This is a genomic window from Daejeonella sp. (assembly GCF_044348475.1).
Classification (GTDB): Bacteria; Bacteroidota; Bacteroidia; order Sphingobacteriales; family Sphingobacteriaceae; genus Daejeonella.
In genome coordinates, this window is the sequence record NZ_JBIKSU010000026.1 from 1 (window position 1) to 16,562 (window position 16,562).

Below are 16,562 nucleotides of genomic sequence, written 5' to 3' on the forward strand. Positions count from 1 at the left end.
CCACGTGCTAGAATCGGCAAGATCTTTTCAACCTTTCCATTACGAATTCCATACATAAAATCATACAAGTTAACCACAGGGTCACAGTGTGGAACAATTACTTCAAACTTATCTCCCACATTATATTTTTTGTTTGGATTGATAATTTTAACTGATCCATATTCATCAGAACCCGCATTATAATCAAAATCAGGCTCACCGATTATTTTTCCATGAGGAACATTCAAGGTTAAAGCTTTAGATCCTGAATCAGTTACATATTTTCCTTCATTACTATTATTGATAATTGTTGCCATAACCGTCAAAGAAGGAGCAAAATCATCAAACTCTTTTTCGTTATTCTTACCACCAATAATCATATACTGATGATCCATAAACAAATAACTACCAACCTGCACATCAGTAAATCCAGGAACTTCAGGCATTATATCATAAGTGCCAGTACCACCACCACTAAAAATTTCCATATTTAGTCCGGATTTCTTCATTAGTTCATAACTATTCACCACGGGCTCAAATGTTTTTAAGGCCTGCTCTCTACGTAGCTTGAAACCTTCAACATGTTGTACTGCACCATCATAAGCAAGTACACCATGAAATTTAAGATTAGGAGCTTTATCTACAAATTGAGCAAGTTCCAATGCAGGCTGTCCATTTTGCACACCCGATCTCTTGATTACATCCAAATCTACGACCACATCAGCAACAATACCAGCAGCCTTTGCTGCATCCTGCAGATCTCTTGCATTTTGCATATTATCAACAGCCTGAATGAAGCCCTTATATTTCTTCCTCAATTCCATTGCATGCTTGATTTTTGAGGCTGTAACATTAACCCCTGTCATCAATACATTCTGAATACCATTAATCAACATCACCTCTGACTCACTAAGCTTTGCTGAGCAAATACCAACAGCTCCTGCAGCGATCTGCATTTTTGCAATAGCAGGACATTTATGTGTTTTAACATGTGGGCGAACCCCTACACCCGTACCTTTCAAAGCAGTGTGTACTGCTTTAATATTCTTTTCCATCTTATCAAGGTCAACACAAAGTGCCGGAGAATCAAGATCCCATTTTGATTTGCCAATGTCTGAGACATTAGCCTCATAAAGAGTTTCAGCACTTAAAGATGGCGACCACAATGAAGCAGCACCAGCAACAGCAGTGGCCTGCAGAAATTTACGACGGTTTAGGAAATCAGACATTTTTTAGAGTTTTAGTTTATATCCTAAATCTAAAAAAAAATAATCAAAAAAATAATCGTATCACTCTAAAATAGAGCATAATACAATTTACAATCTATTAAATAACTAGAAAGTAAATAATACACTTTGAAAATAAAGTTCACAAAAGACTACTCAGGAAATAAATAAATAGTAGAATATAGTTCAATAGAACCTGATTATCAGATAATTACCTATTAACTTATACCTATCAATTCGTTAATGTTTGACAATTAAATACATAAAATAACCAGAATAAAACATCGATGTACCATTATTGATACCTACAGAATCGTAGCTTAAACCCGCATATTTGTCAAAATAAGTATTTCAATACAATACTATTCAGCCATGATCAGGAAATAGTTCTTCTTTCCTTTTTGAGCAACTAAAAATGTACCATTGATCAGGTTTTCTGTAGTTAATATCAGAGCAGGATCCGCTATTTTTTCTTTGTTGACAGAAACTCCACCACCACTGATCATTTTGCGGGCTTCTCCTTTAGATATGAATACCGTAGTTTTTTCGGCCAGCAGGTCAGTTGCATTTATGCCCGCTGAAAATTCATGCCTAGCAATAGTAAATTGAGGTAAGCCTTCAAAAACTTCAAGCACATCTTCTTTACTTAATGAATTTAAAAATTCTAGAGAACCATTCCCGAATAAGAAATCGGAGGTCTTCAGGGCTGTTTGAAGTGCATCAAAAGAATGTGTACGAATGGTAATCTCTTCGGCAAGTGCCTTTTGAAGAATTCTTAAGTGCGGAGCAAGGTCATGCTCTTTTTCAAGATCCTCAATTTCAGACTGTGATTTTAGCGTAAATATTCTGATCCAGCTTTTAGCATCTGAGTCAGTAGTATTTAACCAAAACTGATAAAATTTATAGGGAGAAGTTTTGGCAGGATCTAGCCATACCGCACCACTCTCAGTTTTACCAAATTTGGTTCCATCTGCCTTTTTAATTAATTGAGTAGTGATTGCAAATGCATTACCTGCTGCCTTGCGGCGAATTAATTCTGTTCCGGTAACAATATTTCCCCACTGATCTGAACCGCCCATTTGTACCTGACAATTCTTTTCTTTCCACAAATAATAAAAGTCATAACCTTGAACCAGCTGGTAACTGAACTCTGTGAATGACATGCCTGTTTCACCTTCAAGACGCTTTTTTACAGAATCCTTAGCCATCATATAATTAACGGTCAGGTGCTTACCTACATCTCTAATAAAATCAAGGAAGGTGAAATTTTTGAACCAGTCATAATTATTCACCATTTCTGCACTTTTGGGGCCACAGTTAAAATCAAGAAATTTCTTCAACTGTTCTTCCAGACATTTTACATTATGATTCAATACCTCTTCAGAGAGCAAATTACGTTCTGCCGACTTGCCCGAAGGATCACCAACCATACCTGTTGCACCACCCACCAAAGCGAATGGCTTATGCCCTGACCTCTGAAAGTGAATAAGGGTCATGATCTGTGTCAGGTGCCCAACATGTAATGAATCTGCTGTTGGATCAAAACCTATATAACCAGAGGTCATCTGTTTATTAAGTTCATCTTCAGTACCAGGCATTATATCGTGCAGCATACCCCGCCAGCGTAATTCTTCTACAAAGTTCATGTTATCTTAAGGATCATTAGATATGCAAATATAACAGAATTGATAAAACCACTGCATCGCAAATATTTTCGTATTTTTATGCTAAAACAAACCATCTCGGACGTATTACAATTAGAATCTCCGAAATAACAAAAAATGAATTTCCTATCTCACTTTTACTTTGACAGACATAGCGATGACCCGCATCTGGTGTTGGGAACTGTTTTGCCCGATCTGGTAAAAAATGCAAGAAAGGATTGGAATATGCATCCCGAAAAAAAAGCAGAATTATTTACAAGTGATATTGAAAACTCTATTCTTCATGGCTGGAAGAGGCACCTGGCAGTAGACCGCCATTTCCATAATTCTACTTTCTTTTTTGAACATACTAGCGCAATACGAGCGCGCATTGCACCCCATTTGAAGGATTCAATAGTTAGACCGTCTTTTTTAGCCCATATTTCGCTAGAGCTTATGCTCGATAGCTCTCTTTTAACCGAAAATCACATCGTAGCTGAAGATCTCTATAAACATCTGCGACAATCAGATAGACTGGGAATGAGTAAATTTCTTGAATTAAACAACATAGATGATACAGACCATTTTTTTAAATTCTTTGATAAATTCATTCAGTCAAACTATCTGAATAGTTATCGCCAAAGCCACAACCTAGTGTATGCATTAAACCGAATCTGCATGCGTATTTGGAAAGATCCCTTAACTGAAAATCAGATGTATGATCTTTCAAAGACCCTTAGTGAATATCATGAAGCTTTACAGGGAAATTATATTGAAATATTTGACGAAATTTCTGTGGCAATTAACCCATAATACTAAAAATCAAAAAATAATTCCTGCAGCCTTATTATTAAGCTTGAACGCTAAATTTCAAAATCAATTCTCTGATTCAGTATCAAATTTTCAATTGAATAAATTATCTTCGTTACATGTCACTTTTTGAAATTAAAGAACGGATTGAGAGTATTGTAAAAGAGCTAAATGAGCATAATTACAGATATTATGTTTTGGCTCAACCTACCCTCTCAGATTTTGAATACGATGAAAAGCTGGAAGAACTTGCCAAGCTAGAGAAAGAATATCCGGAATATCTTGATCCTGAATCGCCAACCATTAAAGTGGGTGGATATATTACTAAAGAATTCGAGACTGTTAGACATAAGTGGCCTATGCTATCTCTCGGTAATACGTATAATGAACAAGATCTGAAAGACTTTGACGAGAGGGTACGTAAAGTTATTGGCGATAATTTCGAATATGTATGTGAGTTGAAGTTTGATGGACTTTCAATAAGTCTGAGTTATGAAAATGGAAAATTGGTACGTGCAATTACCCGAGGTGATGGCACACAGGGAGACGATGTAACGAATAATGTTAAAACGATCCGCAGTATTCCCAAAACTATCAAGCTCACGGGATATCCTGAATCTTTTGATATTCGGGGAGAGGTATTTATGCATCGAGCTGCTTTTGAAAGGCTTAATAATGAGCGTATAGAAAATAATGAAATTGCCTTTGCCAATCCAAGGAATTTTGCTTCAGGAACACTAAAGATGCAGGATTCAACCGTGGTCGCAAAAAGACCGCTGGATTGCTTTCTGTATTTTTTATACACTGAGAAATACAGTTATAATACCCATTGGGAAAGCCTTGAGGCTGTAAAAAAATGGGGATTTCATGTCTGTGAGCACACTAAATTATGTAAGAGCATTGACAATGTATTGGAATTCATACACTATTGGGATGAGCACCGCTTTGGTTTAAGTTATGATATTGATGGTATTGTAATCAAGGTTAACCATTTAGGTCAACAGCAGGAACTTGGATTTACAGCAAAATCACCAAGATGGGCCATATCTTATAAATATAAAGCACAAGAAGTTGAGACCATTTTAGAAAAAGTAAGTTATCAAGTAGGCCGAACAGGTGCAGTAACTCCAGTAGCGAATCTTAGGCCAGTTTTGCTGGCTGGCACAACTGTAAAACGGGCAACACTTCACAATTCGAACGAAATTAAACGCCTGGATCTACATTTAGGCGATACTGTATTGGTGGAGAAGGGAGGTGAAATTATACCCAAAATCATTGCGGTAAATACAAGCAAACGCGATAATTCTGCATTAAAAGTGATTTATCCAGAAGTATGCCCTGAATGCAAAACTCATCTTATCCGGAAGGAAGGTGAAGCTGTTCATTATTGTCCGAATGATGAAGGATGCCCTCCTCAAATCGTAGGAAAAATTCAGCATTTTATTGGTCGAAAAGCCATGAACATCGATGGATTAGGAGATGAAACCATCGAAGCTTTTTATAAAAAAGGATTTATTGTTCAGATAAGTGATCTTTACACACTCGATCAAAAAGAAGACCTCTTAAAACAAATTGATCGGTTTGGCGAAAAATCCATCAGCAATATGCTTGAGGGAATAGAAAAATCTAAACAAATGCCTTTTGAGAAAGTTCTCTTCGGACTAGGCATCAGGTATGTTGGAGAAACTGTAGCCAAAAAACTTGCTGCCTATTTTAAGAATATGGATAATTTGATGAGTGCCAGTTTTGATGAATTGGTGACTGTTGAGGAAATCGGAGAACGCATTGCAGAAAGCCTAATCGAATATTTTAAGGACCCCAAACATAAGGAGCAAATAGAACAACTCAAGCGTTATGGATTGCAATTTGAGTCTGTACAAATAGCGGTTGAATTAAAAAGCACTAAATTGGAAGGAAAATCATTTATAATTTCTGGGGTATTTGAAAATTACAGCCGCGATGAATTAAAAGATATAATTGAGGCAAATAGCGGTAAAATAGTAAGCAGCATTTCAGCGAAGTTGAATTTTCTGGTTGCAGGCGATAATATGGGGCCAGCTAAACTCGAAAAAGCAACAAAACTTCAAATTCCAATCATTTCTGATGATGATTTAATCAAAATGCTGCACTAATTTTAACTAAATATGGTAATATTTAAGATATGGTTTTAAAATCGAGCAATTTCCGCTTAAATTCGTAAAATAACAGGTTGGGTAAATAAAATTACAATGAATAAATTTCATGGAACAGGAGTAGCAATGATTACTCCCTTTAAATCAGATGGATCTGTTGATCACACTGCACTCAAAACTGTAATTGACCATATCATTAATGGCGGAGCGGAATACATTGTCTCTTTAGGTACAACCGGAGAAGCTGCTACCTTGAGCAGTGATGAAAAAAAGGCGGTTTGGGACACCACTGTTGCTCAAGTTAATGGAAGGGTGAATCTTGTTGCCGGTATTGGAGGAAATAACACTTCGGAAGTTTTAAATGATTTGAAAAAATTCGATTCCACAGGATTCGATGCAGTGCTTTCTGTTTGTCCATACTATAATAAACCTACTCAGGAAGGAATTTATCAGCACTACAATGCCATTGCTGATCATAGTCCGCTTCCTGTAATACTCTATAATGTACCTGGAAGAACAGGAGTTAACATGACTGCTGAAACAACCCTGCGCCTAGCACATGATCATAAGAACATCATTGCGATGAAAGAGGCGTCGGGAAATTTTGAGCAGTTTAATAAAATTATCAAGGATAAACCTGAAGACTTTCTATTCATTTCTGGCGATGATCCAATCACATTACCATTAATTGCCATGGGTGCGGCAGGTGTAATATCGGTTATTGGAAATGCTCTTCCAGGAATATTTTCTACCATGGTGCGTATGTGCTTGGATGGTAAATTCATTGAGGCGCAGCCTTTGCATCACAGCCTGACAGAGTTTACTTCTTTGTGTTTTGTTGAAGGAAACCCAGGAGGAGTAAAATCAGCAATGAAACTGCTTGGGATTTGTAACGACACCATGCGATTGCCACTTGTTAATGTCAGTAATGGTATTGAAACCCAAATTAAAACAAAACTTGAGCAATTAAATTTGCTTTAAAACAAAGAAGGCCCACTCGTATGAGTGGGCCTTTTTCTTTGAGGAAGAAAATTATTTCTTAGCTGCTTTGTTCTTTTTATCTTGTACTTCAAGACGAATAGCTTGAGCAAGATTTTTCAAGTCTTGCATTCCTTTTCTAACGCGGGTACCAGCTGCGCTGTTAGCCTTGTTGTAAAATTTGTCTGCATCTGCCTCTAAAGACTCGAATAAATTTTTTGCTTCAGTAAATTTTTTCATGGTTTTACTCTTTTAATTTAAGGTTAGTAACGTTATTTAAAACTAATTTAAAATGTTTTTTTGAAATAATGAATAATTGAAAAAAATAAAATGACGTGTTTTTTAGCGTTTTTTTCCACATTTAAGGCAGTTATGCACAAAAATACCGTGTAATAAAAGCTCAACAGGTAAAATTTAAGAAATTTTATATTAAAGTGTAAAAAAAATGCCTTCAAAAACTGTATGAAGGCATTTTTTTTACTAATCTTTGAGTAGCATTCCTCAATAAGATTAAGAATTTTGTAGACTTTTTTCCTTGTAATGTCCTTTTTTCAATTTCACAGCGAGTTCACTATAGGCATCAAGGGTACGATTCACATCTTCAATGGTATGAAGAGCAGTTGGGATCAAACGAAGCATGATCAAACCCTTTGGAATAACTGGATAAACTACTATGGAACAAAAAATGCCATAGTTTTCTCTAAGATCCATAGTAATGGCAGTAGCCTCCTGAAGTTCGCCTTCTAGGAACACTGGAGTAACCATTGTATTGGTTACACCTATATCAAATCCTCTTTCTTTAAGTCCATTTTGCAGGCTTGTAGCAATGAACCAAAGCTTTTCTCTAAGTTCAGGCTGGCTCTTAAGTATTTCAAGCCTTTTACGAAGACCAACAACCATTGGCATTGGAAGCGATTTTGCAAATATTTGAGAACGCATATTATAACGAAGGAAATTGGTTATTTCTTCGGTAGAAGCAATAAATGCCCCAATTCCTGCCATTGATTTAGCGAAGGTTCCAAAATAAATATCTACTCCATCAACGCAATTCTGAGCCTCATGAGTTCCTGCACCGGTATCACCCATGGTACCAAAACCATGAGCATCATCAATTAGCAGGCGGAAACTAAATTTAGTTTTAAGCTCAACTACTTCTTTTAATTTACCCTGAGCTCCTGACATACCAAATACACCTTCAGTGATCACAAGGATAGAACCACCAGTATTCTCTACCCATCGCGTTGCTCTCTCTAATTGCTTTTCAAGGCTTTCCATATCATTATGGGTATAAACGAATCGTTTACCCTGATGAAGACGAACACCATCAATGATACAGGCATGCGACTCTGCATCATAAACGATAACATCATGCCTGTCAACCAATGCATCGATTGCCGACATGATTCCCTGATAACCAAAATTCAAAAGAAAGGCATCCTGCTTTCCTACAAAGTCTGCAAGTTCTCTTTCTAATGCTTCATGATTATTTGAATTACCTGACATCATACGAGCTCCCATAGGGTAAGCAAGACCAAATTCTGTAGTTCCTTCTATATCTGCCTTACGAACTTCCGGATGATTTGCAAGTCCGAGGTAATTATTAAGACTCCAAACCAAGTGTTCCTTACCTCTGAACATCATATTAGGAGCTATTTCACCCTCTAATTTAGGAAAGGAGAAATAACCATGAGCCATTTTCTGGTGCTGGCCCAGAGGTCCCATATTTTTCGAAATTTTATCAAATAAATCCAATTTTTATAATTTTATTGTTAACGTTTAATTGAACAAAGTTAAGATATAGCAGGCTGATTATCAAAAGCTAATTAAGCCTAATACAAAATATATGCCTTAAACAAAAAAGGCCTGAATCCAGAGGGAAAAGGCCTTTTTAAATCTAAAGAACTTTTACTTAATCTACATTATCGTGCAGAAAAGAATTGTTTGGTCTGATTTCAGTGATCCCTTCATCATTACTTAACGTGAATCTAGACACCTGTGACTCGGAAGAGTGTGGAACATCATTCAAAGACAATTGCTTACGCTTATAGGCAGGCTCATTTTCAAGCTCTTGTAAACCATTGGTAGTACGCAACTTCATACTCAAGTCTTTGAGGCGAAGAATCCTTTCTTTAGACTTGCGTAACTGTTCTTCAATCGATTCGTCTGTTTTGTCTTCATCAGGATTATTCCAAGCCATAGGAATTTCTTCGTCTTGGACTTCAGCAAGAATCTCATTTTCTACGATCTGTTCTGCTTCTTCGAAAGATCCTTCAAAAGCTTGTTCAAAAGACCCCTCGATGAATTCTTCAGTTTTAATCTCAAACTCAACTGATTTCTCAACATGAGGAAGATCTAACGAAATTTCATCAGTCAATGTATGTCGTACATATTCTGAATCTGAAGACTTTTCTTCTTCAACCTTTGGTGTACTATGAAAATAACCTGCAAAAAGATCAACCTGACTTTCTTCAGTAGATTTAAGAACAGGCTCGTTATTTTCTTCTTTTTTGAGATCCATAAAGGAATTAGCCTGAACAGGCTTAACCATTGGGGCTAGCTCTGGTGTTAATAAAGACACTTTACGAATCTGACTTTTTTCAACTTCGCGCTCTTCCATGGTCTGAAAACCGGTAGCAATTATTGTTACCGAAATCTTCTCTCCTAATCCTTCATCACTACAGTTACCCCAAATCAAATCAGCAGCTAATCCTGCTTCCTGCTGTATAAAGTCTGTGATGATACTAACCTCATCCATGGTTACTTCTTTATCTCCAGAACTGATATTCAACAGAATATAACGTGCGCCTTCAATCTCATTGTCTTTTAGTAATGGAGATGCCAAGGCACCTTCAACTGCTCTCAAAGCACGATTTTCGCCTTCGGCAGCATAACTTCCCATGATGGCAACTCCGCTTTCTTTCATTACGGTGCGCACATCTTTAAAGTCAACGTTTATATATCCTGGAATAGTGATGATCTCGGCAATTCCTTTTGCCGCAGTTGTTAAAATATTGTCGGCTTGTGCAAATGCAGAACCAAGAGTAAGATTCCCAAATATTTCTCTCAAACGATCGTTCGATATAACCAGGTATGAGTCTACATATTTTTTGAATTCCTCTAAACCTTCTTCGGCCTGAGTTTTTCTACGCTTACCTTCAAAAGAAAATGGAGTAGTGATAATACCAACCGTAAGAATATCCATTTCTTTGGCTGCTTTGGCGATGATTGGACTGGCACCTGTTCCGGTACCACCACCCATTCCTGCAGTGATGAAAAGCATCTTGGTATTAGCTCCAAGCATTCTTTTGATATCGTCGATATTTTCAATTGCAGAATTTTTTCCTACCTCAGGCATCGAACCAGCTCCCATACCTTCAGTTAAACTTGCTCCGAGCTGAACCTTATTGGGTATCGGACTAAGTTCAAGGGCCTGGGCATCGGTATTACAAATAATGAAATCAACACCTGTTATTCCCTGGCGATACATATGATTCACAGCGTTACCGCCGCCACCGCCAACACCAATAACCTTGATGATCGATGACTTTTCTTTTAACATTTCAAACTGCATATCCTTAATTATCAGTTGAGTAATTCGTATTCATTCTTAGACAGTTTATACCGTAATATTAAGTATTTATATACAGAGGTTTTGCACAATTGCAAAATTGTGGGAAACTCCTGATTTGTGGAAAATTAACGAATGTAATCTTCATCCTTGATATCATCCTTAATGAATTTTGCTCCTGATTGCAGAATCCGTTCAAACAATCCTTGTCCTTTTTTAGGCTTTTCTGCAAGGGCAACCAGTTCAGTTATCAAACTTCCACTTTCAGTTGAATCTTTAACAAGTTCTGCCTTCTGAATACCTTTGATTAATAGACCAATACCTGTAGCATACATCGGGCTTTTCAATTCATCATAAACCGCTTTAGGTAGTACATCATTTTTAGCAAGATGCTCATTTGGATACCCTATTCGGCTATCTAAACCGGTCACAAATTCAACAAGTTGAGGTAAATGTTTTAATTGTGCTCCACCCCCTGTTATCACAATCCCGGCAATCAGTTTCTTTTCATATCCTGAAGATTTGATCTCATAATAAACGTGTTCAATGATCTCTTCCATCCTTGCCTGAATAACATAAGCAAGATTTTTTACCGAGATCTCTTTTGGCTCTCTGCCCCGAAGTCCGGGAACACAAATAATCTCATTCTCTTTATTTTCATCTGCTAATGCAGATCCGAAACGTGTTTTCAATAATTCGGCCTGATTTCTCATAACAGAACAACCTTCACGGATATCTTCAGTAACACTATTACCACCAAATGGAATCACCGCAGTATGACGAATAATTCCTTCATGAAAAATAGCTAGGTCAGTTGTACCACCACCTATATCAACCAAAACAACACCTGCTTCTTTTTCTTCATCGCTCAATACAGACTCAGACGAAGCCAATGGCTCAAGAATCAACTCCTGAGTTTCAAGTTCGGCATTATCAACACATTTTAGGATATTCTTGACTGCGCTAACATGACCAGAAATGATATGAAAGTTGGCTTCAAGTCGAACACCAGACATGCCTATTGGATCTTTTACCCCCGGCTCATTATCAACCGTAAATTCTTGAGGCAGCACATGAATGATTTCTTCACCTGGAGGCATAAGTAACTTATACATATCCTCAATTAGTTTGTCAATATCTTTACGCTGAATCTCAGTATTCAACTCTTTGCGCGTTAGAATACCGCGATGCTGCAGACTTTTAATATGCTGGCCAGCAATACCAACGTTAACAATCTTTACATCCACATTGGACTGTGCGCTGGCTTCTTCTACTGCCAACATGATTGCCTGAACAGTTTTTTGAATATTGGAAACCACACCGCGGGTCACCCCTGCTGATTCGGCTTTACCCATACCCAAAATTTCAATCTTACCATGTTCGCTTCTGCGGCCAACGGTAACGCAGATTTTAGTTGTTCCTATATCAAGGCCAACAACAATTGGTGAATTTTTGGCTGAAGCTGAGTTAATTTGATCCATATGTTTAATATTAATTTTTTGTTGATTCCTGATTTTCTAATTTTAAACTATCCGTTAAGGGCTGATTTATTTCCGTAACTATTTTAGTTGTATCGAATTTATTTTTTCCACAAACAATCTGATTGGCATATTTCAGATTTATAGATTTATAGGTATCCCATCCCACTTTTGGTATCGCCTTTTTGTAGAAAACTAAAAGGTTTCTAAACTTGGTTTGCAAAGAATCTGCATCTCCAAGAATAATCTTATGATCACCAACCCGCGGTACCATTTCAATATCTCCCTTCAAATCGACAAAGAGCTGTTCAATCTGGTTATCCCAAAGTGTATCTGCCTTAATAAACTGAGCTGTTCTGTACAGGTCTTTTACAAGCTTAGAATTAAGTGTATCCACCTTCCCTGAAAAATCCTCATCAATAAAACCATTTGCCACCAATACATTAGCGGTAAAATTGTCTGAAAGGGGTATTTTTAATCCATTTACATCAATATAAAAATGAACATTTGCCATGTTAATCACCCTTAAAATGGGCTCTCTTTGTCTGATCTGCACATGTACAATTCCATCCATATCGGCATAAACTTTTGCATATTCAATAAATGGATTATTCTTTAGCGAATTTTCTAGTTTATGGATATTTATGTCATTCAAGTATCTTCCTACCAATTTACCGCCTGCTTCTAAAAGGATTCTATCCACTTCATCACGTTCAATAAAATTATTGCGACCTGGAAGAATCACCTTAACATCCTTGCATTTTTGATCCCCCTTTTTTATTTCAATAAAGCTCATTAACAGAACAAGCCCACTCAGACTTACCAGCCACATAAAGCCGTATAAAATACCCTTCCAATTTATTCGTTTAAGCATTTTGAAGTATTGATTTCAAAGGTTCTATTAATGTATCGATATCGCCTGCACCAACTGTCAACAGTAATTCAGGCTTATTGTTACGAATATATTCTACTGCATCCTGTTTAGTGAGGTTTTGCTTTGATTCATTGTTTACTTTATCCAAAATCATAGATGAAGTCACACCCTCAATAGGCAATTCTCTTGCAGGATAGATATCAAGTAAGATTAGATCATCAACCAAACTCAAAACTTCTGCAAATCCATCTGCAAAATCTCTGGTACGGGTAAATAAATGAGGCTGAAAAATTGCCGTCAGTTTTTTACCTGGATACAAACTTTTTACTGCCTTAATGCAAGCTCTTAACTCTTCCGGATGATGTGCATAATCATCTATGTACGTGTGATTGATATCTTTTACAACATATTCGAAGCGGCGTTTAACGCCTAGAAAACTTGCCAGCGCCGCAGAAATTTTTTCAGGATCAATTCCTAAATGCAAGGCAACTTCAATTGCTGCAACAGCATTTTCAATATTGTGAAGTCCGGGTAAGCCTAACTGAATATCTTCAATTATGAGGTCAGCATTTTTAAAATCAAAGTAGAAGCTACCGTCCTGGATACGAACATTCACAGCTTGAATATCAGCTACAATATTCGCAGAATAAGTTTTTCCACCACTCAGATCTAGCCCTTCTTTATGAATAAGCCTTCCACCTTCTTTAAGCTGGGATGTGAATTGCTTGAAGGATTCTACCAAATGTGTTTGATCTCCATAAATATCCAAATGATCAGCATCCATGGAAGTTACAATCGCGATATCCGGATGAAGTGTAAGGAATGAACGGTCGTACTCATCTGCCTCAACAACTAGGGTATTATTTTCTCCGAAAAGAACATTTGAATTATAATTGGATGAAATTCCTCCAAGAAAGGCTGAACAATCGTATCCACTATGCTTAAGAACATGAGCAATGATACTTGAAGTAGTGGTTTTACCATGCGTACCTGCAACAGCAATGGTATACATGCCCTTACTGATAATACCTAGCACTTCTGAACGTTTCTTCATAGTGAATCCTCTATCCTTGAAGTAATTCAGTATTCTGGAATTAGAAGGTATAGCAGGAGTATAAATAACTAGGGTAGTAGGATCATTTTCAAGAAAGCTAACTTTAATGCTATCTTCATCATCCAGAAAAACTACCGGAATACCTTCATTCCTCAACATATCAGTAAGCGGAGTACCCGTTTTATCGTAACCACAAACTACGCAACCACGCTTTTTAAAATACCGGGCAAGGCCACTCATGCCGATCCCGCCGATTCCAACTAAGTAAACTCTTTGTATATTCTCCAGTTCCATAGTAAAATTTTCTATTTTGCTAATTTTAATACTTCTTCCGCTATAATTTTGTCTGCATCAGGCAATTCCAGTTTGCCAATATTTTCAGCCAATTCACTACACTTGTTCTTATTTTCAATCAGTTGAAGAGCACGATCAAGTAGCTCGAGTTCTGCAACATCATCGCCAACAAGAATAGCTGCGTCTTTTTCTACCAATGCCAAAGCATTTTTTGTTTGATGATCTTCTGCTACATTGGGTGATGGAACCAGAATAGCTGGTTTCTTCACAGCACATAATTCAGCAATAGTTCCTGCACCTGCTCTAGAAATTACTAGATCGCATGCCGCATAAGCAAAATCCATACGATGTAAGAACTCAAGCACTTTAATATTGGGATGTTCCTTTCCTTTGAGCTGCTCAGTTACTGATTGATAATAATATTTACCTGTTTGCCATATCAACTGAACATCTGCAGCTATGATCTTATCCAATCCGGCCAATATGCTTTTATTCAAAGTGCCTGCACCAAGACTCCCACCTGTCAATAAAATAGTTTTTTTAATTGCTGAGATACCGAAAAATTCTGAAGCAGCAAATCGTTTATTCTCAATTTCAATAGCTTCCTTCCTTATAGGATTACCAGTGACTAATATTTTTTCTTTAGGAAAAAATTTATCCATTCCTTCAAAGGCCACGCAGATCACTGAAGCTTTTTTCCCAAGCCATTTATTGGTAATACCTGCGAACGAATTCTGTTCCTGTATCAAATAGGGTACCTTCATCTGAGAAGCAGCATATAACAAGGGGCCAGAAGCATAACCACCAACACCTACTGCCACATCTGGTTTAAAATTTTTCACTATTTCTGTAGCCTTTATTACACTCCGTATAAGCTTGAATGGCAATAATAAATTCTTTAACAGAGAGCCTCGCTGAAATCCCTGAATATCTAACCCAATTATTTTATAGCCTGCTGCTGGAACTTTTTCCATTTCCATTCGACCATTAGCACCTACAAAAAGGATCTCCGTTTCCGGATCGATCTTTTTCAATGCATTGGCAATTGCAATAGCTGGGAAAATATGCCCACCAGTGCCGCCTCCGCTTATGATTACTCTTTTTGTCATTTTAATCGTCTCAATCAGGTTTTAACAACCCTTGTTATCTATGGTCAAGCCATTGCTGGAATCTCACCAACAATTACCTTTTCCATGCTCTTTTCTTTATTTTCATCATTATCTCTACTTACACTAAGTATGATACCAAATGCCACACTTGTAAATAGAATTGATGTACCACCCATACTAACCAAAGGAAGCGGAACACCAGTTACCGGACCCAATCCTACGGCTACGGCCATATTGGCAAAGGCTTGTATGGTCAGACTAAAACTTAATCCGGCAGCCAGCAATGCCCCAAATGCCTTGGGGCTCTGCGTCACAATCAAGACGCATCGGTATAGGAACACCAAATACATAAGTACAAGCCCAACCCCACCAATCATGCCGTATTCTTCAATAATAAGTGCGAACACAAAATCTGAATAGGGGTGTGGTAAATAATTTCGTTGAGTACTATTTCCTGGACCTTTCCCAAAAACACCACCTGTTGCAATGGCAATTTTGGCCTGGTTTGCCTGAAATGATTTATCAGGATCTACACGTTCAGGATGCAAAAATGTTTCAATTCTTGAGATATAAGTTTTACGACGCGGACCCAGCAACATGACACCACTCAATAGAATAAGTCCGGCAAGACATACTATAGAAATTTGCTTAATACTTATGCGTCCAATGATTAGCAAAAGAATACTTACTCCAAATAACATAAGGGCCGTTGATAGATTAGCCAAAGCAATGAGCACAAACACGCCACAAACTGAGCCCATGATAGGCAAAAATGCTTTTTTAACATCCTTTATATTTTCCTGCTTCTTGCTAAGACTCCTTGCCAGAAAGGTAATTAAAGCCAGTTTTGCAAGATCTGAGGTTTGGAAAGTTTGATTAATGATTGGAATTGTAACCCAACGACTAGCCTCATTCACATTTGCTCCAAACAACAAGGTATAAGCTAAAAGTGGAATGGTAATAACCATCAATATCTTGCTGATGCCTGCATAATACCTGTAATCAAGAAGATGGGAGAAATACATTAAAGCGATACCTCCAACGATCATCACCAGGTGCTTGATCAGAAATTGCTCGCTAGCAACCCCCTTTTTATAGGCAAGCGTTCCTGTGGCACTGTAAACAGCCAAAAGCGACCATACTGAGAGTAAGATTACAATGAGCCAGATCCAGCGATCACCTTTTGTTTTGCTAATTATTCTTTCCATTATTTGTCTGTTATCTGTTGTCTGTTATCAGTTGTCTGTTATCAGTTGTCTGTTATCAGTTGTCTGTTATCTGTTGTCTGTTATCAGTTGGTTAGTTGGTTAGTTGGTTAGTAGTTAGTTAGTTGGTTAAAATTACATCTGACTAATCATTTCAAATGATTGTTCTTCTCTGCTTTTAGCTTTTCGCCTTCTGCTTTTGCCTTTCTTCT

The 16,562-nt window shown here is 37.4% G+C and carries 13 protein-coding genes; 3 read left to right on the plus strand and 10 right to left on the minus strand.

What is annotated here, in order from left to right:
* Together ACIQZ6_RS07390 and tyrS are read right to left on the minus strand one after the other, a co-directional pair.
* Positions 1 to 1,208: DSD1 family PLP-dependent enzyme (locus tag ACIQZ6_RS07390; protein ID WP_395809689.1), on the minus strand; the 1,208-nt coding region annotated here is incomplete at its 3' end.
* Between the two features lie 359 nt (positions 1,209 to 1,567).
* A complete protein-coding gene (gene tyrS / locus ACIQZ6_RS07395) occupies positions 1,568 to 2,851 on the minus strand; it encodes a tyrosine--tRNA ligase (RefSeq protein WP_395809690.1) in 1,284 nt (427 codons plus the stop codon).
* Positions 2,852 to 2,986: 135 nt separating this feature from the next.
* Here tyrS and ACIQZ6_RS07400 point away from each other — a divergent pair, with 135 nt between their 5' ends.
* The 3 genes from ACIQZ6_RS07400 to dapA all read left to right on the plus strand — a co-directional run bounded on the left by ACIQZ6_RS07400 (position 2,987) and on the right by dapA (position 6,771).
* Positions 2,987 to 3,661, plus strand: a complete 675-nt coding sequence (locus ACIQZ6_RS07400) for a hypothetical protein (RefSeq protein ID WP_395809692.1) — start codon at positions 2,987 to 2,989, stop codon at positions 3,659 to 3,661.
* Positions 3,662 to 3,777: 116 nt separating this feature from the next.
* Positions 3,778 to 5,790, plus strand: coding sequence for an NAD-dependent DNA ligase LigA (gene ligA / locus ACIQZ6_RS07405; protein ID WP_395809694.1), 2,013 nt, complete (start codon positions 3,778 to 3,780; stop codon positions 5,788 to 5,790).
* A gap of 96 nt (positions 5,791 to 5,886) precedes the next feature.
* A complete protein-coding gene (gene dapA / locus ACIQZ6_RS07410) occupies positions 5,887 to 6,771 on the plus strand; it encodes a 4-hydroxy-tetrahydrodipicolinate synthase (RefSeq protein WP_395809696.1) in 885 nt (294 codons plus the stop codon).
* A gap of 51 nt (positions 6,772 to 6,822) precedes the next feature.
* Here dapA and ACIQZ6_RS07415 read toward each other — a convergent pair whose 3' ends face one another.
* The 8 genes from ACIQZ6_RS07415 to ACIQZ6_RS07450 form a co-directional block, all read right to left on the minus strand.
* Positions 6,823 to 7,008: a histone H1 gene (locus tag ACIQZ6_RS07415; RefSeq protein WP_395809698.1), complete on the minus strand. Its 186-nt coding sequence runs from the start codon at positions 7,006 to 7,008 to the stop codon at positions 6,823 to 6,825.
* A gap of 270 nt (positions 7,009 to 7,278) precedes the next feature.
* Positions 7,279 to 8,520, minus strand: coding sequence for an aminotransferase class I/II-fold pyridoxal phosphate-dependent enzyme (locus tag ACIQZ6_RS07420; RefSeq protein ID WP_395809700.1), 1,242 nt, complete (start codon positions 8,518 to 8,520; stop codon positions 7,279 to 7,281).
* A gap of 157 nt (positions 8,521 to 8,677) precedes the next feature.
* Positions 8,678 to 10,339: a cell division protein FtsZ gene (gene ftsZ / locus ACIQZ6_RS07425; RefSeq protein ID WP_395809702.1), complete on the minus strand. Its 1,662-nt coding sequence runs from the start codon at positions 10,337 to 10,339 to the stop codon at positions 8,678 to 8,680.
* A 125-nt stretch (positions 10,340 to 10,464) separates the two neighbouring features.
* Positions 10,465 to 11,817 (minus strand): cell division protein FtsA, encoded by a 1,353-nt coding sequence (gene ftsA, locus ACIQZ6_RS07430; protein WP_395809704.1) that lies wholly within the window; start codon positions 11,815 to 11,817, stop codon positions 10,465 to 10,467.
* A 10-nt stretch (positions 11,818 to 11,827) separates the two neighbouring features.
* Positions 11,828 to 12,688, minus strand: coding sequence for a cell division protein FtsQ/DivIB (locus tag ACIQZ6_RS07435; RefSeq protein WP_395809706.1), 861 nt, complete (start codon positions 12,686 to 12,688; stop codon positions 11,828 to 11,830).
* Complete coding sequence (murC, locus tag ACIQZ6_RS07440) at positions 12,681 to 14,036, minus strand: UDP-N-acetylmuramate--L-alanine ligase (protein ID WP_395809708.1); 1,356 nt, start codon at positions 14,034 to 14,036, stop codon at positions 12,681 to 12,683. Before murC ends, ACIQZ6_RS07435 begins: the two co-directional genes overlap by 8 nt.
* 11 nt (positions 14,037 to 14,047) lie before the next feature.
* The gene (gene murG, locus ACIQZ6_RS07445; RefSeq protein WP_395809710.1) at positions 14,048 to 15,145 is read right to left on the minus strand and encodes an undecaprenyldiphospho-muramoylpentapeptide beta-N-acetylglucosaminyltransferase; all 1,098 of its coding nucleotides are present in this window, start codon (positions 15,143 to 15,145) and stop codon (positions 14,048 to 14,050) included.
* Positions 15,146 to 15,189: 44 nt separating this feature from the next.
* Positions 15,190 to 16,353, minus strand: a complete 1,164-nt coding sequence (locus tag ACIQZ6_RS07450; RefSeq protein ID WP_395809712.1) for an FtsW/RodA/SpoVE family cell cycle protein — start codon at positions 16,351 to 16,353, stop codon at positions 15,190 to 15,192.
* Positions 16,354 to 16,562: the final 209 nt, after the last annotated feature.